This is a genomic window from Phycobacter sedimenti, from assembly GCF_038148855.1.
Taxonomy (GTDB): Bacteria; Pseudomonadota; Alphaproteobacteria; order Rhodobacterales; family Rhodobacteraceae; genus Phycobacter; species Phycobacter sedimenti.
This window is the reverse complement of record NZ_JBBVGR010000010.1, coordinates 79469-100847: the sequence shown is the minus strand read 5'-3', so window position 1 is coordinate 100847 and position 21379 is coordinate 79469. Positions and strand designations below refer to the sequence as shown.

Annotated in this window: 19 protein-coding genes; 13 read left to right on the top strand and 6 right to left on the bottom strand. The window is 62.1% G+C overall.

The annotated features are described in order from the left end of the window. Positions 1 to 44: 44 nt before the first annotated feature. Complete coding sequence (locus AADA15_RS17290; RefSeq protein ID WP_341642811.1) at positions 45 to 1688, top strand: SulP family inorganic anion transporter; 1644 nt, start codon at positions 45 to 47, stop codon at positions 1686 to 1688. 268 nt (positions 1689 to 1956) lie between these two features. Here the strand turns inward: AADA15_RS17290 and AADA15_RS17285 are convergent, their stop codons facing one another. Then, the gene (locus AADA15_RS17285) at positions 1957 to 2598 is read right to left on the bottom strand and encodes a CatB-related O-acetyltransferase (protein ID WP_341642810.1); all 642 of its coding nucleotides are present in this window, start codon (positions 2596 to 2598) and stop codon (positions 1957 to 1959) included. Positions 2599 to 2601: 3 nt separating this feature from the next. Continuing rightward, the gene (locus AADA15_RS17280) at positions 2602 to 3207 is read right to left on the bottom strand and encodes a flavin reductase family protein (protein WP_341642809.1); all 606 of its coding nucleotides are present in this window, start codon (positions 3205 to 3207) and stop codon (positions 2602 to 2604) included. Positions 3208 to 3296: 89 nt separating this feature from the next. Between AADA15_RS17280 and AADA15_RS17275 the strand changes: the two genes are divergently transcribed. The 4 genes from AADA15_RS17275 (at position 3297) to AADA15_RS17260 (ending at position 5589) form a co-directional block, all read left to right on the top strand. Then, on the top strand, positions 3297 to 3788 hold the full coding sequence (locus AADA15_RS17275) for a GNAT family N-acetyltransferase (RefSeq protein ID WP_341642808.1): 492 nt from the start codon (positions 3297 to 3299) through the stop codon (positions 3786 to 3788). A 134-nt stretch (positions 3789 to 3922) separates the two neighbouring features. Beyond that, positions 3923 to 4381, top strand: a complete 459-nt coding sequence (locus AADA15_RS17270) for an NUDIX hydrolase (RefSeq protein ID WP_341642885.1) — start codon at positions 3923 to 3925, stop codon at positions 4379 to 4381. A gap of 51 nt (positions 4382 to 4432) precedes the next feature. Further along, complete coding sequence (locus tag AADA15_RS17265; protein WP_341642807.1) at positions 4433 to 4936, top strand: DUF1178 family protein; 504 nt, start codon at positions 4433 to 4435, stop codon at positions 4934 to 4936. An 11-nt stretch (positions 4937 to 4947) separates the two neighbouring features. Next, positions 4948 to 5589 (top strand): SDR family oxidoreductase, encoded by a 642-nt coding sequence (locus AADA15_RS17260; protein WP_341642806.1) that lies wholly within the window; start codon positions 4948 to 4950, stop codon positions 5587 to 5589. A gap of 129 nt (positions 5590 to 5718) precedes the next feature. On the opposite strand, the gene AADA15_RS17255 is transcribed toward AADA15_RS17260, so the two are convergent. Next, positions 5719 to 7476 carry a trypsin-like peptidase domain-containing protein gene (locus tag AADA15_RS17255; RefSeq protein WP_341642805.1) on the bottom strand — a complete coding sequence of 586 codons (1758 nt, stop codon included), beginning with the start codon at positions 7474 to 7476 and terminating at the stop codon, positions 5719 to 5721. A gap of 261 nt (positions 7477 to 7737) precedes the next feature. On the opposite strand from AADA15_RS17255, the gene AADA15_RS17250 reads away from it, so the two are divergent. The 8 genes from AADA15_RS17250 (at position 7738) to folP (ending at position 18317) form a co-directional block, all read left to right on the top strand. Next, positions 7738 to 8688 (top strand): glycine--tRNA ligase subunit alpha, encoded by a 951-nt coding sequence (locus AADA15_RS17250; protein ID WP_341642804.1) that lies wholly within the window; start codon positions 7738 to 7740, stop codon positions 8686 to 8688. Between the two features lie 13 nt (positions 8689 to 8701). Continuing rightward, a complete protein-coding gene (locus AADA15_RS17245; protein ID WP_341642803.1) occupies positions 8702 to 9232 on the top strand; it encodes a DUF6446 family protein in 531 nt (176 codons plus the stop codon). A gap of 43 nt (positions 9233 to 9275) precedes the next feature. Further along, positions 9276 to 10475 carry a sodium/glutamate symporter gene (gene gltS / locus AADA15_RS17240; protein WP_341642802.1) on the top strand — a complete coding sequence of 400 codons (1200 nt, stop codon included), beginning with the start codon at positions 9276 to 9278 and terminating at the stop codon, positions 10473 to 10475. A 9-nt stretch (positions 10476 to 10484) separates the two neighbouring features. Then, on the top strand, positions 10485 to 12710 hold the full coding sequence (gene glyS, locus AADA15_RS17235; RefSeq protein WP_341642801.1) for a glycine--tRNA ligase subunit beta: 2226 nt from the start codon (positions 10485 to 10487) through the stop codon (positions 12708 to 12710). Positions 12711 to 12887: 177 nt separating this feature from the next. Next, on the top strand, positions 12888 to 15452 hold the full coding sequence (locus tag AADA15_RS17230) for a putative PEP-binding protein (protein ID WP_341642800.1): 2565 nt from the start codon (positions 12888 to 12890) through the stop codon (positions 15450 to 15452). A 168-nt stretch (positions 15453 to 15620) separates the two neighbouring features. After that, a complete protein-coding gene (locus tag AADA15_RS17225; RefSeq protein ID WP_341642799.1) occupies positions 15621 to 16268 on the top strand; it encodes a cell wall hydrolase in 648 nt (215 codons plus the stop codon). 133 nt (positions 16269 to 16401) lie between these two features. Continuing rightward, positions 16402 to 17322 (top strand): dihydroneopterin aldolase, encoded by a 921-nt coding sequence (locus AADA15_RS17220; protein ID WP_341642798.1) that lies wholly within the window; start codon positions 16402 to 16404, stop codon positions 17320 to 17322. Beyond that, a complete protein-coding gene (folP, locus tag AADA15_RS17215) occupies positions 17319 to 18317 on the top strand; it encodes a dihydropteroate synthase (protein WP_341642797.1) in 999 nt (332 codons plus the stop codon). The genes AADA15_RS17220 and folP overlap by 4 nt, the downstream gene beginning before the upstream one ends. Before the next feature lie 7 nt (positions 18318 to 18324). Here the strand turns inward: folP and AADA15_RS17210 are convergent, their stop codons facing one another. The 3 genes from AADA15_RS17210 to ilvC form a co-directional block, all read right to left on the bottom strand. Then, the gene (locus AADA15_RS17210; protein WP_341642796.1) at positions 18325 to 19233 is read right to left on the bottom strand and encodes a DMT family transporter; all 909 of its coding nucleotides are present in this window, start codon (positions 19231 to 19233) and stop codon (positions 18325 to 18327) included. 81 nt (positions 19234 to 19314) lie between these two features. Next, on the bottom strand, positions 19315 to 20229 hold the full coding sequence (locus AADA15_RS17205) for a DMT family transporter (RefSeq protein WP_341642795.1): 915 nt from the start codon (positions 20227 to 20229) through the stop codon (positions 19315 to 19317). A 96-nt stretch (positions 20230 to 20325) separates the two neighbouring features. Then, on the bottom strand, positions 20326 to 21348 hold the full coding sequence (ilvC, locus tag AADA15_RS17200; protein WP_341642794.1) for a ketol-acid reductoisomerase: 1023 nt from the start codon (positions 21346 to 21348) through the stop codon (positions 20326 to 20328). Positions 21349 to 21379: the final 31 nt, after the last annotated feature.

Sequence of the window (21379 nt, the reverse complement as noted above, 5' to 3'; positions counted from 1 at the left end):
GGGGCGGGCAGCAAAGTCACCTCCTCCAACCACAGGTATTCTTGATGAAACGCGCCGCAATGGCCCTTCTGGCCAATCGTATTTCCCCGCCGAACCTCTCCATCATGCAGGACGAGGGCTGGTCCGTGGGCCGCGTGCGCACCGAACTTTTGTCGGGTCTGACCGTGGCGCTCGCGCTGGTGCCTGAGGCGGTCGCCTTTGCCTTTGTGGCCGGGGTGCATCCGCTGGTGGGTCTTTATGCGGCCTTCATGGTCGGGCTGATCACAGCGGTGATCGGCGGTCGGCCGGGCATGATTTCCGGGGCAACGGGGGCGCTGGCGGTGGTCATGGTGGCGCTGGTGGCCGAGCACGGGGTCGAATACCTTTTTGCCACGGTGATCCTGATGGGCATCCTGCAGGTCATTGCCGGTGTCATGCATTGGGGCAAATTCATCCGCCTGGTGCCGCATCCGGTGATGCTGGGCTTCGTGAACGGTCTGGCCATCGTGATTTTCCTGGCGCAGCTGACGCAGTTCAAGGTGCCCGGTACGGGCGGGGCTGAATGGCTGAGCGGTATGTCTCTTTTCATGATGCTGGGCCTTGTGGGGCTGACCATGCTGATCATCTGGGGCACGCCCAAGATCACCAGCGTCATCCCGGCGCCTCTGGCCGGTATCGGCATCGTGGCCATTCTGGTGATCGCTCTTGGTCTCGATGTGCCGCGCGTGGGCGATATGGCTTCGATCGAGGGCGGTTTCCCGAGCTTCCACAATCCGTTTGGCACTGGTGAGGGGCTTTATGGAACCATGCTTGCGCCGTTCACCTTTGAAACCTTCCAGATCATTCTGCCCTATGCCGTGATCCTTGCGGCCATCGGTCTGATCGAAAGCCTGCTGACGCTGAACTTGGTGGGCGAGATCACCGGCAAGCGGGGCGGTGCCAGTCAGGAGTGCATCGCGCAGGGTACTTCCAATATCGTCACGGGCTTCTTTGGCGGTATGGGCGGCTGCGCCATGATCGGACAGTCGATGATCAACGTGAAATCCGGTGGCCGGACGCGGATTGCGGGCATCACGGCCGCGCTGTTCCTTCTATTGTTCATCGTTGTAGCCTCGCCGCTGATCGAGCAGATCCCGCTGGCCGCACTGGTTGGCGTGATGTTCATGGTGGTGATCGGGACCTTTGCCTGGAACAGCTTCAAGGTGATGACCAAGGTGCCGATGATGGATGCCTTTGTGATCGTACTGGTGACGGTGGTGACGGTGATGACCGACCTTGCGATTGCGGTGGTCGTCGGTGTGATCGTCTCGGCGCTGGCCTATGCCTGGAACAACGCCCGCCGCATCCATGCGCGCACCCGCGAATCTGTCAGCGACAAGGGCGCCAAGGTCTATGAGATCGAGGGGCCGCTGTTCTTTGGCTCTACCGATGGCTTCATCGAGCTGTTTGATGTACAGAATGACCCCGAACGTGTGATCGTAGACTTTGCCAATAGCCGCGTGGTGGACCAATCCGCCCTGCAAGCGATCGAGGCGCTCGCCGGGAAGTATGAGGAGGCTGGCAAGACCATCGTGCTGCGCCACCTCAGCCGCGATTGCCATCAGCTGTTGTCCAAGGCCGGTCACCTGATCGTCGACAGCGATGATGACCCGGAATACGCGCTCGCCGTGGATTACTCGGTCAAGACGGGTGTTCTGGGCGGGCACTGACCCTCGGACGTAAAGTTTGAAGGTGGCCTGTGGATGAGAATCCACAGGCCATTTTTTGATGACATCTCGGGCTCACCAAAGCAGCATCAGATCCACCCTCGCGCGACCTGTCTGGCACAAGCCCGGTCCAGCGCGACAAGCAAAATGGCCGTATCCACGCCCGTGGGGCGCGCAGAGCCTCGGCAATTTGGCTTGCACTTGGCCCGGCCTTTTGCCTGCCGGTCTGCGTCGAGGGCGGCTCCGAAGCAGCAGCCAAGATAAGGGGAACTCAGTCGGGGGCGAGGCTCTCGAGCATGTCGAGATCCCCTGAGATCAGCGCAGGTTCGGCGCGCAGGATCAGATCGACCGGCCAGTCCCACCATTTGAGAGCCAGCAGTCGCGCGATCTGAGGCTTTGAGAAACGGAACCGCTCGGCCCGGCCCGGATTGCCGGTGACGATGCCGTAGGCAGGCACCGTGCCGCGGACCACGGCGCCTGCGCCAATGATGGCGCCATCGCCGATGCGGGCGCCGGGCAGGATCATAGCGCCGTAGCCGATCCAGACATCATTGCCGATGACCGTGTCGCGGGTATCGGGCTGAAAGCCCGCCATCTGATCCGGATCGAAGACCGGGAAGGGATAGCAGCTGAGCCCCTCCTGCCCGTGGTTTGCCGAGGAGGTGATGAAACGCGCGCCATGGGCGATCTGGCAGAAGCGCCCGATCACCAACCTCTCGCGGGCGCCGGGAAAGAGGTAGGGCGCAAGATGCGCCGCCCAGTCCTGTGGGGGGGCGAAATCCGAGGCATAGGTATAGTCACCAACCTTGAAATTCGGGTGGTCCACCGCGCGCGACAGCATCACGGTGCCCTCATGGGGCGTACCGTCAGGCAGGACGATCGGGTGGCGCAGGCTTGGGTCGGGCAAGGGCATGGATCAGTCGTCCGGACGGGCGAGCGAGAAAACCTCGGTAACGCGGGAATAGTCGCGATAGCCGAGCCGTGCGAGGGGCTCAAACGTGGTAACGTCGAACATCCCGTCCTTGAGGCAATCGTCACGCAGGTGCACGCCGGTCACCTCGCCAAAGGCGACACGGTTTGAGGCGCCGGGCAGATCGACGATCTTGGTCAGCTTGCATTCGAGTGCAGCCGGCGCGCCTTCGATACGGGCGCAGTTGATCGTTTCGCACTCAACCGATTTGAGCCCTGCGTGGTCGAATTCGTCCACCTCCTTGCCCAAGGTCTGCGAACTGGCGTTCATCGCATCGCGCATGGCATAGGCCACCACATTGACGCAGAAGACGCCGGTTTCCTCGATGTTGGCCATGCTGTCCTTGGTGTTTTCCTGGTCTTCCTTGCTACCGGTGGAGGCGAACATCACCTGCGGCGGGGTGTAGGCAACTCCGTTGAAGAAGGAATAGGGGGCCAAGTTGTTTATCCCATCGGCAGAGCGGGACGAAATCCAGCCGATCGGGCGCGGGGTGATCACGGCGTTGAACGGGTTGTGGGGCAGGCCGTGGCCGTCTTCGGGGCGGTAGAACATGCGCATCTCCAAGTGTTTGCTCAATGCTTAGGCCCGTGTTAGGGCGATTTCCACCCCTTGAAGGGCGATTTCGCGGAGGCGTGAGTAGCGTGATCGAATTGAAACCGGAACGGCCTGACGACCGATGGGAGGTCGAGGCGCTCTATGATCTCTGCTTTGCGCCCGGGCGCGAGGCTCTGTCCTCCTATCGTTTGCGCGATGGTGTGGCGCCTGTCGAAGGTCTTAGTCTGGTGGCGCGGGACGAGCAGGGGATCCTCGCCGGCGCAATCCGATTCTGGCCCGTTCATGTGGGCCTGGCCGAAGCTCTGCTTCTTGGACCGGTGGCGGTCCATCCCACGCGTCAAGGGGAGGGGCTGGGAGGATCCCTGATCCGAGACAGTCTTGTCCGCGCGGCTGAACGTGGCTGGGCACGGGTCATGCTGGTTGGGGATGCGCCCTATTACAGCCGGTTCGGCTTTGAAAAGCTGGAAGGCGTCGTTATGCCACCACCGACCAATCCCGAACGAGTGCTGGGATTGGCGTTGTCGGAAGGGGCCTGGGATGGCGTTCGCGGTGATGTGACCCGCTGGAGCGACAATTGATTGGCATCCTTTGCAAAGCTCGCTTCAACATTCGGGGTGTATTCTGCTATCAAGGTCACACAGGGCCAGACAGCATGGCTCTTCTGGTCTGATCGCCGAAAACCTCAGGTGGTAAATCTTTGAATAAATCCGCAATGCATGCTGTTTCGGGATCGCAAGTCGCTACCCAGGTTGCGGCACTATGCTGCCGCATGACCAAGGGCGGAAAGCCAAAGATCCTGATGATTACCTCGCGCGGCACCGGGCGCTGGATCCTGCCAAAGGGGTGGCCCATCCCCGGGCGCAGCATGGCGCAGTCTGCTGCGATCGAAGCCTGGGAGGAAGCCGGGGTGCGCGGTGTTCCGGTCGATCAGTGCCTCGGGGAATACTACTATGAAAAGTGGCGCCGCGATCTGGAGCCACTACCCTGTGCGGTCCGCGTCTATCCGGTGATCGTGACTGCGCTGAAAGACCGGTTTCCAGAACAGGAAGAACGAAAGAGATCCTGGAAATCACCACGAAAGGCCGCCGCTTTGGTACAGGAAAAAGGGCTTCAGAGTATTCTGAAGCGCTTTGATCCCAGAGTGATAGAATCGGATCTGTTCCGATCTTGAAATCCGGGACGCCAAGGCTCTATTGGGCAATGAGCTGCAACGAGAGACACGATGATACGCTACAGCTTGAAATGTGCTGAGGGTCACAGCTTTGACAGCTGGTTCCAGTCTGCGGATGCCTACGACAAACTGGCGGATGCGGGTATGGTGTCCTGTGCGATATGCGGTGGATCCAAGGTCGACAAGGCAATCATGGCACCGCAGGTTCGCCCGGGCCGAAAGGCCGTGTCGTCCACCCGAGAGGCAGAGAGCGTTGAGATCCACGAAACCGAGGGTGCAGAGCGGCAGGCCCATCCACCTGCGCCGGTTGGCGGGATGCTGACTGCGCCGTCAAGCGACATGGAACAGGCGATCAAGGAGTTGCGCAGGCAGGTTGAGGCCAATTCAGACTATGTCGGCAAGGATTTTGTCTCTGAGGCGCGCGCGATGCACCTGGGCGAGGCCCCGGCCCGGTCGATTCACGGAGAGGCGCGCCTGGACGAGGCCAAATCACTGATTGAGGACGGGGTTCCGGTTTTGCCTTTGCCATTTGCCCCAAAGCGGAAAACGAACTAAGGGACAATTTTATGCATGCAGTTGTAACCGGGTCGAGCCGGGGCATTGGTCGGGAGCTTGTGGCCCGTCTGAAAGATGCAGGATACGAGGTTACAGGCACCTCGCGCGATCACTCCTCGGGGGTGCGGCTGGATGTCTGTGATCCCGGCCAGCAGGCCCGTTTCGCAGCGCAGCTGGGAGACAAGCCGATCGACCTCTTGGTCTGCAACGCTGGCGTCTACCTCGATAAGGGCATGGCGATCGAAGAATACACGGCCGAGGTCTGGAACAAGACCCTGGCGGTGAACGTGACCGGGGTGTTCCTGACCGTACAGGCGCTTTTGGGGAACCTGCGCCGCGCCGAAAACCCGAAGATTGCCATCATTTCGTCCCAGATGGCCAGCCACGCCCGCGCGCCCGGTGGCAGCTATGCCTATCGCGCATCCAAGGCCGCGGCGCTCAATATTGGGCGGAACCTGGCGACGGATCTGAAACCCGAAGGCATCGCGGTCGGGATCTATCATCCCGGCTGGGTAAGGACTGACATGGGCGGCAGTGAAGGGGATATCTCGGTCGAGGAGTCCGTCGAAGGTCTTTTGCATGAATTCGACGTTCTGGACCTCGCGACCACGGGCTGCTTTCACACCTGGGACGGGCGCATCCACGCCTTCTGAAAAATAGTCCGTATCATCGAGGGCCGTGGCCCCGCGCCAAAAGAAAACGCCAGAGCGGTACGGCTCTGGCGTTTTCTTTTGTGTCTTCTGGCCCGGCCGAGGCCTGTGTCGGCCGCGCCTTGGCCACAGTCAGTCCCAGCAGCTGACCAGCACTGTCATGCCGCTGGCCTGACGCACCAGTGCTTCGTTTGGCAGGGCAGCACCGCCGCCGGTCGAGGGGGGCATCGGGATATTGGCGGCAACCAGCGCGGCGCGCAGCGCGGCGGCATTGACGCCGAAACTTACGCCTTCAGGCAGCTGGCGCCCCTTGATCTCTTGCGGAAGGAGCATGCCCAGCACGCCGCCGGAGGCGTCCAGAACCGGACCACCCGCATCCCCCGCCTGAGCGGAAAGATCCAGACGGATAACGCCGGTGTCCCCGTCCAGGCTCTTGACGTCGGCAAGGGTGCCAAAGGTCAGGCTGGGCGCGCCCAGAACGCCCTCGTAGGAAAACCCGGATGCAGCGATTTCCGATTGCAGACGCGGGGTCTGCGTGCTGAGACCGGCAATCGCCATCGGCGCCAGCCGTTCAACCGGCTGCAGGATCGCAAATCCACTCTCCGGATCGTTGACGGTCACCGTTGCCTGGTAGCCATGATCAAGAGTGATGCGGTCGCAACCCGCCACCACGTCGGAGGTGGTGATGACAGCGCCGTTCTGCCCCACAAAAAAGCCCGAGCGGGACAGGCGCGGTTTGCGCACCTCAAGGCCGGCCAGAAGGTCGATGTCCTGGCTCAGATCGCTTCCTGCGGTATCCTCCAGGACGCCGTCAATCCGGGCAAAGCTTTCGCGCATGGCGGTCAGAACGCGGGCGCGGCGCGCTTCGTCTCCGGCGGGCCAGATCAGGGTAAAGCCCTTGATCTCTCCGCCCTTCAGGCTGGCTTCGGTGTAGGAAACGATCTGCCCGTTGCGCCCTTCGATGGTAAAACTGTCGCTGCCGCGTTCGCGCGGACCGGTCAGGGGAACGATTTCAAGCGTCTGCAGGATGTCGTAGAGACCGAACAGGGTGTTCTTGTCGCCGCGCTGGCTGATCAGCAGGACGCGGGCGCCCAGATCGCCGCGACTGTCATAGTGTGCAAAGGGCGATTCATAGCGGGCAAAGGCAACCTCTGCGGCCGGGATCTGCATTGAAATACCGGCGCGGGTGTCCACAACCTTTGCCACGCCAACCGAGATCAGCGGCGCGTTGTAGTCATCCATCAAGAGCTTGCGCTGGGCTGTTGTGAGAACGCCGGTGGGCTCGAAACCCTTGCTCAGCTGCCAGTCGGACATGGCGCCGCGCGTGCCGCGGCCAAAGGATCCGTCGATGGAAGAATCATAAAAGCCTGCTGCCTTCAGGGCGATCTGCAGGTCCATTTTCTCGTCGCGGCTCAGGGCCTGTTCGCTGCGGCGCGCCTCGGCAGGGCTCTCATCGGGCAAGGTCACTTGCGGTGCAGGTGTGCTGACCACCGGAGCGCTCACCTCGGGCTGGACCGGGGCTGTTGCCGTGGCCTGATCCCTTGCGCCCACCGGGTAGAACTGGCTGCGCAGGTTTTCCTGAAAGGCGATGAAGCTGTCGCGCGGAATTTGCCCTTCGGCGCGATAGACTTGCAGCACGCGTTCGGCATCCTCGCGCGTATATGGGCCAAGCACGATGCCGTACCAGCCCGCGCCCAGAGTAAAGCCGGCAACATCCGGCAGGCGTGACGCGAATTCCTGCGCTTCGGTCTGGGCCTCGGTAAGGGACGGCCGTGCAGCGATCTGGATCCAGACGGTATCCTGACCTGCCTGTTGCGCATGGGTGGATCCGCCAAAGGTGATTACGATCATGGTGACCGCCAGCAGCAGGGCGGTGGAAATTCTTTTCATTGCAGGACCTCTATCCCGATGGGGTAATTTGGGGTAATTTGTTGCCGGGCAGATAAGCATTTTAGGCAGACAAAGCAAACTCCCGGTAAACGGGGAATTCGTCTCTTGATGCAGCATTCCATCACCTTTGTTGCACACGCGGCGGGAAGAGGCCGGTAACCGTGCTCCTGGCAAGACTAGCCGTTGACGCTTGGCGGGGGGTTGCATAGGAAGAACACCGCATTCGCTGACCCGGTAAGATGTCCCAGAGAGGGATCTGACATGACCCAGAACACCACTGCTGCTTCCGCCTCCATGGGGGCACCGCGCTCGTTTCAGGAGATCATCCTGCGGCTTCAGTCCTATTGGGCATCCAAGGGCTGCGCCATCATGCAGCCTTATGACATGGAGGTCGGCGCCGGTACCTTCCACCCGGCAACCACGCTGCGCTCGCTTGGTTCGGCGCCCTGGGCCGCGGCCTATGTGCAGCCTTCGCGCCGCCCGACCGATGGGCGCTATGGTGAAAACCCCAACCGCCTGCAGCATTACTACCAGTATCAGGTGCTGATCAAACCCTCTCCGCCGAACCTGCAGGAGCTGTACCTTGGCAGCCTCGAGGCCATCGGCATCGACATGGACCTGCACGACATCCGCTTTGTCGAGGACGACTGGGAAAGCCCCACGCTAGGCGCCTGGGGGCTTGGCTGGGAAGTCTGGTGTGATGGTATGGAAGTCAGCCAGTTCACCTATTTCCAGCAGGTTGGCGGCCATGACTGCGCGCCGGTCTCGGGGGAGCTGACTTACGGGCTTGAGCGTCTGGCGATGTATGTCCTTGGCATCGATCACGTGATGGACATGCCCTTCAACGATCCGGATGCGTCGATCCCGCTGACCTATGGCGATGTGTTCAAGCAGACCGAGGAAGAATACGCCCGCTGGAACTTCGACGTGGCCAACACCGAGGTTCTGTTGCGCCATTTCGAAGAGGCCGAGGCCGAGTGCACGACAATCTTGGCGCAAGAGCATATCGACCCCAAAACGGGCAAGCGCATCATTATGGCGCACCCCGCCTATGATCAATGCATCAAGGCCAGCCACATTTTTAACCTCCTCGACGCGCGCGGAGTCATTTCCGTTACCGAACGTCAGGCCTATATCGGTCGTGTGCGGGCGCTGGCAAAGCAATGCGCCGACGCATTTGTGCAAACCGAAGCAGGTGGTCAGGCCGCCTGAGGGGGGAAACGCCATGATGGGCAAGGTGATTGCGATTGTACTGGGGATCTGCGCTTTGGTTGCGGGTGTCTCCATGTATTACCTGCAGGTCTACGGCTTTTATGAGGATGTGACTCCGCAGCCCGGGATGGATGTGGTTCTGACGCCGCTGGATGGGGCCGATCCGCGCCCGATCTCCTATGACGCTTTTCAGGCCATCGATGCGGAAAGCTCTCCGATCCGCTACCGGGCGTGTTTCACGACTGATATGACGCCGCAGGATCTGGCCTCGGAATTCGCGACCTCGGATCTGATCGTGCCGCGCAATGCGCCAGGCTGGTTCGATTGCTTTGATGCCGCCGCCATCGGCGCGGCGCTGAAGGACGGGTCGGCCAAGGCCTTCCTTTCGGTCAAGAACATCTCATACGGGGTGGACCGGATCGTGGCGATTGACGCGGGCGGACGTGGGTTTGTCTGGCACGAGCTGAACAATTGCGGCGAACAGATCTACAACGGCAGCGCCATCGTCACCGAAGCCTGCCCGCCGCGCCCCGACAGCGAATAGACCTGCGCCCGGCAGGGCGGGCCAATGGAAGGCAAAACCGCCGATGCTCATTCCGGATTTCATCACGGTGACGCTTGGTTTGGCGGTCTTCCTCGGGGGAGGGATGCTCAACAAGCGGTTCAGCCTGCTGCGGCGGCTGAATATTCCCGAAGCCGTGAGCGGAGGTTTGCTGGCCTCGCTGTTCCTGATGGGCATGTATCTCATCTCGAATGTTGAGATTGTCTTCGCGCTGGAGGCACGCGATTTTTTCCTCGTGCTGTTTTTCGCCGGGATCGGGCTGAATGCGCGGCTTGGCGATCTGATTTCTGGCGGGCGCCCTTTGGCGATCCTTCTGGTGCTTACCCTTCTGGCGATCCTTGTGCAGAACCTGATCGGCGGGGCCGGGGCAGCCATTTTCGGCTATCCGGCTCAGGTCGGAGTGCTTTTTGGCTCGGCCGCGCTGATCGGCGGGCATGGTACGGCAATTGCCTGGGCGCCCGAGGTCGCGGCGGTGACCGGTCTGAGCGCCGCGCCGGAATTGGGCGTTGCCGTTGCAACGCTGGGTCTCGTTCTGGCGGCTGTCATAGGCGGACCGATTGCGGGCTATCTGATCCAGCGCGACACCCTGACGCCGGACCGACCCGATCAAGGGCCTATTGCGGGCCTTGCCACGCCGAACGGAACGCCGCCTCAGATCATCACGGCCGATGGTGTCATGCGCAGCCTCCTGTATCTGAACTTTGCGATCATTCTTGGCTACGGGGCCTGGGAGGGGCTTGAGGAACTGGGCGTGAAACTGCCGCTCTTTGTACCGTGTCTGGTGGCGGGTATCGTCATTGCCAACCTGCGTGCACTCCTGTTTCCTGCCGCCCCCTCCATCGCCCGCACACCATCGCTCGCGCTGATTTCGGAGGTCTCCCTGGGGGTCTTCCTGGCGATTTCGCTGATGAGCCTGCAGCTCTGGACCATTGCGGATCTTGGGCCTGCCATCCTTGCCGTAATGGTGGGGCAGACCCTCTTTACCGTCCTGTTTGTCCTGCTGGTGCTGTTTCCGCTGCTGGGCGGTGGCTATCGCGCGGCTGTTTTGGCCGCCGGGTTTGGCGGCTTTGCCCTTGGCGCCACGCCTACGGCCATCGCCAATATGACCGCCGTGACCAAACGCTATGGCCCATCGCCTATTGCCTTTGTGGTGCTCCCCCTTGTATCCGCCTTCTTTGTTGATATTGCCAATGCAATCGTCATCCAGACGATCGTGAACTTCTGAGGATCCCAGATGCCCGACCTGCTGATTGAACTGTTCTCCGAGGAAATCCCGGCCCGCATGCAGGCGCGTGCGGCGGAGGATCTGAAGAAGCGGATGACCGACGGTTTGGTCGAGGCCGGTCTGACCTATGCGGCCGCCCATGCCCTGTCAACGCCGCGCCGCCTGACGCTGGCCCTTGAGGGGCTGCTGGCCGAAAGTCCGACCATTAGAGAAGAGCGCAAAGGGCCAAAGGTCGGCGCGCCCGAGAAGGCTCTCGAAGGCTTCCTGCGCGGCGCCGGGATCACCCGTGACCAGGTGGAAGAGCGCGACACACCCAAGGGCGCCGTCTATTTCGCAACCATCGAAAAGCCGGGCCGCCCGGCTGCCGAGATCATCGCGGAAGTGCTGGAAACAACCATCCGTAACTTCCCCTGGCCCAAATCCATGCGCTGGGGGGCTGGGTCTTTGCGCTGGGTGCGCCCCTTGCAGTCGATCCTGTGCATCCTGACGGATGAGGGCGGCGCCGAGGTGGTTCCCTTTGAAATCGAAGGCCTGAAGGCGGCAGACAGCACCAAAGGCCATCGCTTCATGGCGCCCGATGCCTTGACGGTCACCTCCTTCGAGGATTACACCGCCAAGCTGAAGCGGGCCTATGTGATCCTTGACCCGGCCGAGCGCGCGGAGGCCATCTGGCATGACGCCACCAATCAGGCCTTTGCCGCAGGCCTTGAAGTGGTCGAAGACAAGGGCCTTCTGGCCGAGGTCGCGGGGCTGGTGGAATGGCCGGTGGTGCTGATGGGCAAGATCGATGATGATTTCCTGGGGCTGCCGCCCGAAGTGCTTCAGACCTCGATGAAAGAGCACCAGAAATTCTTCTCTGTCCGCAATCCCAAGACGGGCCGCATCGAGGGCTTTGTGACCGTCGCCAACCGCGAGACCGCGGATCACGGCGCGACCATTCTGGCGGGCAACCAAAAGGTCTTGTCGGCGCGTCTGGCCGATGCGAAGTTCTTTTGGGAGAACGACCTGCGCGTGGCCAAGGGCGGCATGAGCAGCTGGACCGAGGCACTGTCCAACGTCACCTTCCACAATAAACTGGGAACCCAGGCAGAACGGATCGAACGTATCGCTGCCCTTGCCCGTGATCTTGCGCCGGTGGTGGGCGTTGATGCGGATCTGGCCGAACAGGCCGCGCGGGTGGCCAAGGCAGACCTCTCGTCGGAAATGGTCTATGAATTCCCTGAGCTGCAGGGCCTGATGGGCCGCTATTACGCCGAGGCTGCAGGTCTGCCGCAGGAGGTCGCCAATGCCTGCGAGCAGCATTATTCGCCGCTTGGGCCTTCGGATGATGTGCCGAGCGAGAAAATCTCGGTCACTGTCGCGCTGGCCGATAAGCTGGACACGTTGACGGGATTCTGGGCCATTGACGAAAAGCCCACGGGATCGAAAGACCCGTTCGCCCTGCGTCGCGCAGCGCTTGGTGTGATCCGTCTGGTGTTGGAAAACGATATCCGCACCAATCTGGACCACAACATCGATGCGCATCTCTTGCGTCATGAGCTGGCGCAGAACGGCAATGACGCTGTTTCGAATAAACTGCTTCAGGATATGATCGATGAGATCGCCGATCACGGGGTGTTCGGCTCGGCCGTGCGCACGGTGCTGGATGTCTTTGATGGGGATCTGCCCCAGCATATGGAAGAGCTGAAGAAGAGCCTGCCGGATGTCTCGCGCGACCTGCTGACCTTCTTCCATGACCGGCTCAAGGTGTTCCTGCGGGATCAGGGCATTCGCCACGACGTGATCGATGCCTGCATCGCCATGGAGGGCAACGATGATCTGACCCTTCTGGTCAAACGCGCCCGCGCGCTAGAGGCGTTCCTCAAGACCGAAGAGGGCGAGAACCTTCTGCAGGGCTTCAAACGCGCCAACAACATCCTGTCCCAGGCTGAGGAAAAGGACGGGGTGGAATACTCCTTCGGGGCGGATAAGAAATTCGCCGAAGACGCCAGTGAAACGGCCCTGTTCGACGCGCTTGCCCTTGGCGAGGGAGCGATCTCCTCGGCCATCGAAGCCGAGGATTTCGCGGCCGCCATGGGCGGCATGGCCGCATTGCGCCAGCCGATCGATGCCTTTTTCGAGGCGGTGCAGGTGAATTCGGACAATGACATCGTGCGCCGCAACCGGCTGAACCTTTTGGGCCAGATCCGCAAGGTTTGTGGACAGGTGGCAGACCTCAGCCGACTGGAGGGGTGATCCCACGCCTCTGCATGGTAAGGTGCAACTGTGATCCAACCGGACGCCGTGCAGATTGCGCGGCGTCTTTCATGTGATCCCGCCCTGCAGGGACGCTTCCCCCTTGCAGGAGTTGCGATCCAGCTTATGCTGCAGAAAAGCGGTATGTGCCGCAGTGCAGAAAGTTCAGGATAGACCATGCCCGACGCACCTTTGGCCACGCTGATTACGCAGACAGCTCCGATTGCGACCTCCAGCCACGGCGGGCGGGCCAAGTGCCTGCAGCGCCTTGTGCGCCTCGATCTGCCGGTGCCGCGCACCGTGGCCCTGTCCTTTGACGCCGTGCACGAGATCGCCAGCGGCCAGTTGCCGAATATTGACGCGATCCTCAGGACATTTGCCCCGGACGCGCTGCTTTGTGTGCGACCTTCGTCAGAGGATCCTGATTGGGGCGGGCCGGGGGCGATCCTCAATATCGGAATGAACGAGGCGCGCTGCAAGGAACTGTGCGCGCGGCTGGGCAAAGAGGCGGCGGCGGGGCTGTACCTGCGCTTTGTGCAGTCCTACGCGGTGCATGTGGCGCGGCTCGATCCCGATGCCTTTGACGATGTCGAGGACGGCGGCCCGGATGCTTTGCGCGAAACGCTGCTGGCCTATGAGGCGGAAACGGATGAGCCTTTTCCGCAGGATCCAGCCGAGCAGCTGGGCGCTGTGCTGCGCTCCATGGCCCGCGCCTGGGAAGGCACTTCGGCGCGGCTCTTGCGTCAGGCCAAGGGCGCGCCGGCGGATGCGGGGCTTGGGCTGGTGGTGCAGGAGATGATCCCGGGACTGGGGCAGGGGGAATGCGGATCGGGTGTCTTGCAGCTTGTGGACTCACGCACCGGCAAACCTCAGCTGACAGGCCGCTACCTCAGCCAGTCGCAGGGGCGCGAGGCGCTGGGTGCAGGTGCGCGGGCGCTGTTCCTGGAAAAAGATGAGCGCGGCCCGTCTCTTGAGGAACTTGCGCCCACGGCCTTTGCCGATCTCAAGGCTCATGCCGAGTTGATGCGGAGGCGCCTGCGCGAGGAAATGCAGGTGGAATTCGTGATCCAGGATGGCTCGGTCCATATCCTTGATGGGGTGCGGGTCGCCCGTTCGGCCCGGGCCGCTGTGCGTATTGCGGTGGCGCTTGCGCAGGACGGTATCATCCCTGCGCATGAGGCGGTGATGCGGGTCGATGCCCATGCCATGAACGAGTTGCTGCACCGGCAGGTGGCGCCCAATGCCAAGCGTGATGTGATCGGGGCCGGGATTGCGGCCAGCCCAGGCGCCGCAACGGGCGCCCTGGTGTTCAACGCGGTCGACGCTCAGGCAAGCGCAGCGCGGGGCGAGCCTTGTATTCTGGTAAGGCGCGAAACCTCGCCGGAAGATGTGCGGGGCATGCATGCTGCGGCTGCCGTCCTGACCGAGCGGGGCGGCATGACCAGCCATGCGGCCGTCATCGGGCGCGGCCTTGGGGTTCCCTGCATCGTGGGCGCTTCGAACATGAAATTTCTGCCCAAGCGCAAGCAACTGGTGGCGCCGGATGGCCGCGTCTTTGGCCAAGGCGATATCGTGACGATCGATGGCAGCAGCGGTCAGGTTCTGGCTGGGGAGCCAGAGATGCTCGAGGCGGCGCAGGACGATGCGTTTCAGACCCTTTTGGCCTGGGCGGACGAGGCTCGCGACATGGGTATTCGTGCCAATGCGGACACGCCTGCGGACGCCCAGACGGCCCTCAATTTCAAGGCCGAGGGCATCGGCCTGTGCCGCACCGAGCACATGTTCTTTGATCCGGGCCGCCTGACGGTGATGCGCGAGATGATCTTTGCCGAAACTTCGGCCGGGCGAGCTGCGGTTCTGGCGCGCCTTTTGCCGATGCAGCGCGATGACTTCCGCGAGCTGTTCCGCATCATGGAGGGGTTGCCGGTGTGCATCCGCCTGTTCGACCCTCCGTTGCATGAATTCCTGCCTACCTCGGTGTCCGGCCAGCGCGAGTTGTCCGAGGCGCTGGGCATTCCGGTCAGCGATGTCACCCGCCGGGTTGAAGAGCTCGAAGAATACAATCCCATGCTGGGTCTGAGAGGAGTCCGGTTGGGCGTGACGGTGCCGGAGATCTACGACATGCAGGCACGCGCGATCTTTGAGGCCACACTCGAAGCCTCCAAGGATGGAGAACCGGTCGTGCCCGAGATCATGATCCCGCTGGTGTCCGCAAAACGCGAGGTGGAACTGGTCAAGGCCCGGATCGATGCGGTGGCCATGGCGGTGAGCTCCGAGAGGGGGCAACGCTTCGACTATCGCCTCGGCGTCATGGTGGAAACCCCGCGGGCCGCGCTCAGGGCCGAAGAAATCGCGGTTCACTCTGCATTCCTGAGTTTCGGGACAAACGATTTGACGCAAATGACCTACGGTCTGTCCCGTGATGATGCGGGACGGTTCATGTCGAACTATGTGCAGCAGGGGGTCTTTCCCGAGGACCCGTTCCATGTTCTGGATGTGGACGGTGTGGGCGAACTCTTGAAGCTTGGCGTGCAGCGCGGGCGCAAGGGGCGCTCAGATATCACGCTTTCGATCTGCGGTGAGCACGGTGGCAATCCCGAATCGATTGCATTTTGCCGCGCAGCGGGCTTCGATTATGTGTCGTGTTCACCGTTCCGGGTGCCGGCTGTGCGGTTAGCCGCCGCCCAACTTGCGATCGGGGAAAAGATCGGGAAAGCAGCTCCAACTTACGCAAAAAATTAACTAAATCTGCGTTTATCAGCGCCCGAGATGCAGCGCTCAGATCCAGCTCCGCAGCCGCGAGATCGACCCACTCTTCCGTATAGGTGGACCTTTTGCGGTTTATCCATTAAGGCCTGCGGATGCGCTTTCTGGGGAGGCCGCGCAAGCTGACAAACGAGGATCTGCAACATGAAACTCCTGACGCTGGCTGCCGTTCTGGCGGCCTTCACGGTCACGACACCTACGGCCCAGGCCGAGACCGGATTGAAGTCCCTTTTCAACCGCGAGCAGTCTGCTCTGAATTCCGTATCCGAACGACGCCTCAGCGGCCTGTTCGGCTTCAAGGCAAAAAAGTCCGACGCCTCCGTCAAAGAGGTGGAGTTCACCCGTGCCTGGCTTGACGCTCAGCCCAAGGCGAGTGGAGGTGAAGAGTTCGCCTGCCTGGCCGAGGCGCTTTACTTCGAGGCACGCGGCGAAACCGTCAAAGGCCAGTTCGCAGTGGCCGAGGTGATCCGCAACAGGGTCAATGCCGGCCAGTTTCCCGGCAGTTATTGCGGTGTGATCAACCAGGGCACCGGGCGCCGGTATCAGTGCCAGTTCACCTATACCTGCGATGGGAATGAAGAGGTCATCCGTGAAAAGACCGCTTACGAGCGTGTGGCCAAGGTGGCCCGTATGGTGCTTGACGGAGTCGACACCGGCCTGACCGAGGGTGCAACCTACTATCACACCACGGCAGTGCGTCCTCGCTGGAGCAGCCATTTCACCAAGACCGCCCGGATCGGCGTGCACCTGTTCTACCGGGATGACAGGTATCGTACCGCGTCAAACGACTGATCGTTTTGACACATGCATCCGCACAGGGCGTTTTCGGGCGCTGGTGCGGCGCATGCGGGCCTGATATGGACGGCAGAGCAGAGGTAGGGTGGCACGGTCGCCCTAAGACACAGCCAGACAAAGGCCCGCAGCCATGCCCTCAGAGATCCGTCTCGCTTTTGAACATCCCTCGGAACGCTCTATCGCCACTGCTCCCGGTGGTCCGCTCGACAGGATCTCCCTGCGGGATCATCTGGTCGAGGTCGAAATCGGCGCCTTTCAGGCCGAGCGTGGCACGACTCAACGGATCTGTTTCAATGTGGTGGTCGAGGTGGCGCCACTGCCTGCCGATCTTGATGATGATGTGGATCGGATCCTGTCCTATGACAAGGTGACCGAGGCGATCGCATATGAACTGGCCGCAGAGCGCCTGAACCTTCTTGAAACCCTTGCCGAACGGGTGGCCGAGCGCATCCTGCTCGAACCGCAGGCGATCCGGGCCTTCGTGCGGATCGAAAAGCTGGATCGGGGCCCCGGTGCGCTGGGGGTCGAAATCGTGCGCTCCAAGGATCAGGTCAGCCACGTGGTCGAGGAAGAAGAGGTGCCTCATCCGCGCCTCATGTATCTTTCCAATGCCGCCATCGACAGTGACAATCTGACCTGCTGGATCGACCAGATGGAATGCCGCCAGCGCCCGCTGATCCTATGTGTCGGTGCGCACCCTTTGGCCGTGCCTCAGACCGGTCACAAGATGACCCAGCGGCGCATCGACCTTCTCGCGATTGAACAGAACGCCTGGCGCCTTGCAGCCAGGGACCACCGCTGCAAGGTGGTCGCCACCCGAACTGAACTCTACTGGGCCATGAAGAATGGCCAGATCTGTGTCTGGGCGCCCTCCAAGATCGTGCTGGATGCGGTGGATGGTCCCTCTGCGGCGCCGTCGGATGCGGTTGCACTTGCCGCGTGGTTTGCGGCAACATTCGAGGCGGAAGAGATGATTGTGATTGGCGCGGATCTGCCACCGGAACGGCAGGTGACCCTGCGCGCCGTGGATGTGGAGCAACGCACGCTTTGACATATTACCGGCCTTTGGTGCAGCACGGTGAAACCCGCCCCGAAGGCGCGGTTCCGCTCGCAGGGGGATCCTGCCTTTGGTTTTCTGAAGTCGAGCTTCTGAGCCGCAACGGGCCTCCACGCCTGATGCCTGCGGGGCTGATACCGGAAGAGGTGCGTCACCGCCTCAGCTTTCGCCGGGCAGCCATCTGCGGTCTGGACATGACGCAGCCGCAGATCATGGGCATCCTCAACGTCACGCCGGACAGTTTCTCGGATGGGGGACGCCACGCGGGGGCCGAGGCGGCCTGCGCTGCCGCGCTGCGCATGGTAGAGGAGGGCGCCACCATCATTGACGTGGGCGGCGAATCCACCCGCCCCGGCGCCGATTTCATCCCCGAAGCGGAAGAGATCACCCGAACGGTTCCGGTGATAGAGGCCATTCGCGCGGCCTCTTCGGTGGCGATCTCGATCGACACGCGCAAGGCGCCGGTGGCGGTAGAGGCGCTTGAGATGGGGGCTGGGCTGATCAATGATGTGTCGGGCTTTACCTTTGACGCAGCGCTGGGACCGGTTGCGGCCCAGGCGGGTGTTCCGGTCTGCGTGATGCATGCGCAGGGCGATCCGGCGACCATGCAAGAGGCACCGAGCTACGACAATGTGCTGCTAGATGTCTATGACTTTCTGTCGGAGCAGGTGGATCGGCTTGAGGCGATTGGCGTCTTGCGTGATCAGATCGTGATCGACCCCGGCATCGGCTTTGGCAAGACGGTGGAGCACAATCTGACCCTTTTGCGCAATCTCAGCCTGTTTCACGGGCTGGGGTGTCCGATTCTTCTGGGCGTGTCGCGCAAGGGCTTCATCGGCAAGATCGGTGGCGCAGCGCAGGCAGATCAGCGCGCGCCGGGATCCATCGCGGTGGGGCTTGCGGGGCTTTCGCAGGGCGTGCAGATCCTGCGCGTGCATGATGTGGCCGAAACCGTGCAGGCGGTGCGCCTGTGGCAGGCGGTACGCTGAGACAGGTTCAAGTGCGCAAGAAAAGGCGTCGCAGGGCGCCCCACTGGCTAATGCAAAGGCCGCTCAGGATCAATGTCATCGCAAGCAGCATCGAACCGGGCAGGGCTTCGTCCAGAAACACCGCGCCAATCACCACGGCCCAGATGGGCACCTGGTAATTGGTCAGCGTCATGAAGGTGGGGCCCGCCTCGCGCACGACGATCACCCGCAGGAAATTGGCCGCGGCTGTCGGTATCAGGCCCAGGAAGGCGATGATGGCAAGGGTTCTGCTATCTGGCAGGGTCGGCGGGCCTTCGATGATCCAGGCTGTGGGCACGATGAAAAAGCTGCCGATGACCAGCAGGATCGCGGCAAGGCCCACGGGGTCGACCGGCGGCAGGCGGCGGGTCAGGATCGAGCTGACCGCATAGCAGGCTGCGGCAGAGAGGCAGGCCAGGCGGCCCAGAAGCTCCAGCTCCGAATTGCTGCTCTCAAAGGCCTTGCCGCCAATCAGCAAGGCAACGCCGACAAATCCGATCGCAAAGCCGATGACACGGCGCAGGATCATCCGCTCACCGGGCACAAAGACATGCGCCAGGGGCAGCACAAAAAGCGGGATTGCCGCCATACTGAGTCCGGTGAAACCAGCGGACACATGCTGCTGACCCCAGTTGATCAGCATGAAAGGCAGCGCCGTGCTGGCAAGGCCGATGAACGCCACAGCGGGCCAGTTGGTGGTCTCCTTGAACAGCCTGTCGCCCCGCCATCCCCAGACCGCGCAGAGCAGCACCGCCGCAAAGCCGATGCGCCCGGCCGCCAGCCAGAAGGGCGTGATCCCTTCAAGCGCGATTTTGATCAGGGGAAAGGTGCCGCCCCAGACCAGCCCGAGGGTGGCGATCATCGCCCAGTATTTTCCCATCCGTTCCGGCACGTTCATCTGCCTCCTGCATCGCCTGCACGTGAGCGCCCCAAGGGTGGAAGGTCAACCCGCAGGGCTGTGTTGTGCGGCCATGTCATGTCATTGCGGGACCTGGCGCCGCGCTGGCGTGCGGCTCAGCAATAGCCCGGCAAGGACGAGCGCCAGAGCGGCAAACAGCTGGGGCGGCAATGCCTCGTTCAAAAGGACCGCGCCGAACAGGACCGACCAGACCGGCACCTGATAGTTCACGGTCGACAGGAAGGCAGGCCCGGCGCTGCGGGCGATCTGTACCAGGAGTATCTGCGCCAGCGCGGTTGGGAACAGGCCGAGGTAGAGGATCGCCAGCATGGGGCGCATCGTCGGCACAGAGGGCATGCCTTCCCGTATCAGCGCAAAGGGCACGATCATCGTCGCCGCGCAGATCAGGGCCGCCGCCGACAGCGACAGCATGTTCACGGAAGGGGCCAGCCGGGTCACGATGGCGCCGATCGCATAGCATAGTGCGGCACCCACACAGGCGAGGCGGGCAAGAGATTCAAAATCGGTGCCAGCGCTGCTGAGGGCATCAAGGCCGATCAACACCAGAACGCCCGCAAAGCCGGTCAGAAACCCGATGCTGCGGCGCAGGGTCATGCTCTCGCCCGGCACGAGGAGGTGCGCCAGTGGCAGCACGAACAATGGCACCACCGCCATGCAGACCCCGGCAAATCCGCTGGCCACATAGGTCTGCCCCCAACTCAGGAGGGCAAAGGGCACCGCGTTGCTGAACATGCCCATGCCAAGGGCTGACAGCCAGATCAGACGTCCGGTTCCGGTATTGATCGGCGGCAGGTGCAGGCCCATCACGCGCAGGATGGCCAGCAGGCTGAGGGCGCCGATGGCAATGCGCGCTGCTGCGATGGTCATCGGGCCGACGTCTGCAAGCGCGACCGAGACCGCCATGAAGGACGCGCCCCAGATCATGCCGAGGAACAGAAGTTTGATCCAGTTGAGTGCGCCCGGGCCGTGCTGCATTTGAAATCTCCAAAGAAAACGGGCGCCCCGTGGTGTGGGGCGCCCTTGCAGAGGAATAAGGCGGCGGGCAAGGCCCGCCAAGCCAAAAATGGCGCCTTAGTTCTTTTCCTTGTCGACCAGCTTGCCGGCCGAGATCCAGGGCATCATGTCGCGCAGTTTCTTGCCGACCTGTTCGATCTGGTGCTCGTCGTTGTGGCGACGGGCGGCCTTGATGGTGGGCTGGCCCACGGCGTTTTCCAGCATGAAGTCACGCACGAACTTGCCGGTCTGGATGTCCGACAGGGTTTCCTTCATCGCCTTCTTGGTCTGCTCGTAGGGCAGGATCCGCGGGCCGGTGACATACTGGCCGTATTCGGCGGTGTTGGAGATCGAGTAGTCCATGTTGGCGATGCCGCCTTCATAGATCAGGTCCACGATCAGCTTGGTTTCGTGCAGACACTCGAAATAGGCCATCTCAGGCGCGTAGCCTGCTTCGACCAGGGTTTCAAAGCCGCAGCGGATCAGCTCGACGATGCCGCCGCACAGAACCGCCTGCTCGCCGAAGAGGTCGGTTTCGCACTCTTCGCGGAAGTTGGTCTCGATGATGCCCGAGCGGCCGCCACCGATGGCGGAGCAGTAGGACAGGCCGATTTCCAGCGCCTTGCCGGTTGCATCGGTGTCAACGGCCACCAGGCAGGGCACGCCGCCGCCCTTGGTGTATTCGCCGCGCACGGTGTGGCCGGGGCCCTTGGGTGCCATCATGATCACGTCGACGCCTTCTTTCGGCTCGATCAGGCCGAAGTGCACGTTCAGACCGTGGGCAAAGGCGATGGCTGCACCGGGGCGGATGTTGTCGTGGACGTACTTCTTGTAGGTCTCTGCCTGAAGTTCATCGGGCATGGTGAACATGATCACGTCGCACCAGGCTGCCGCTTCGGCGATGCCCATCACCTGCAGACCTTCGGCTTCGGCTTTCTTGGCCGAGGCAGAGCCTTCGCGCAGGGCGACGACAAGGTTCTTGGCGCCGCTGTCGCGCAGGTTCAGAGCGTGGGCGTGGCCTTGCGAGCCATAGCCCAGGATCGCCACTTTCTTGTCCTTGATCAGGTTCACATCGCAGTCGCGGTCATAGTAAACGCGCATGTCAAAATCCTCCGGTTGACGTTTGAAGGCG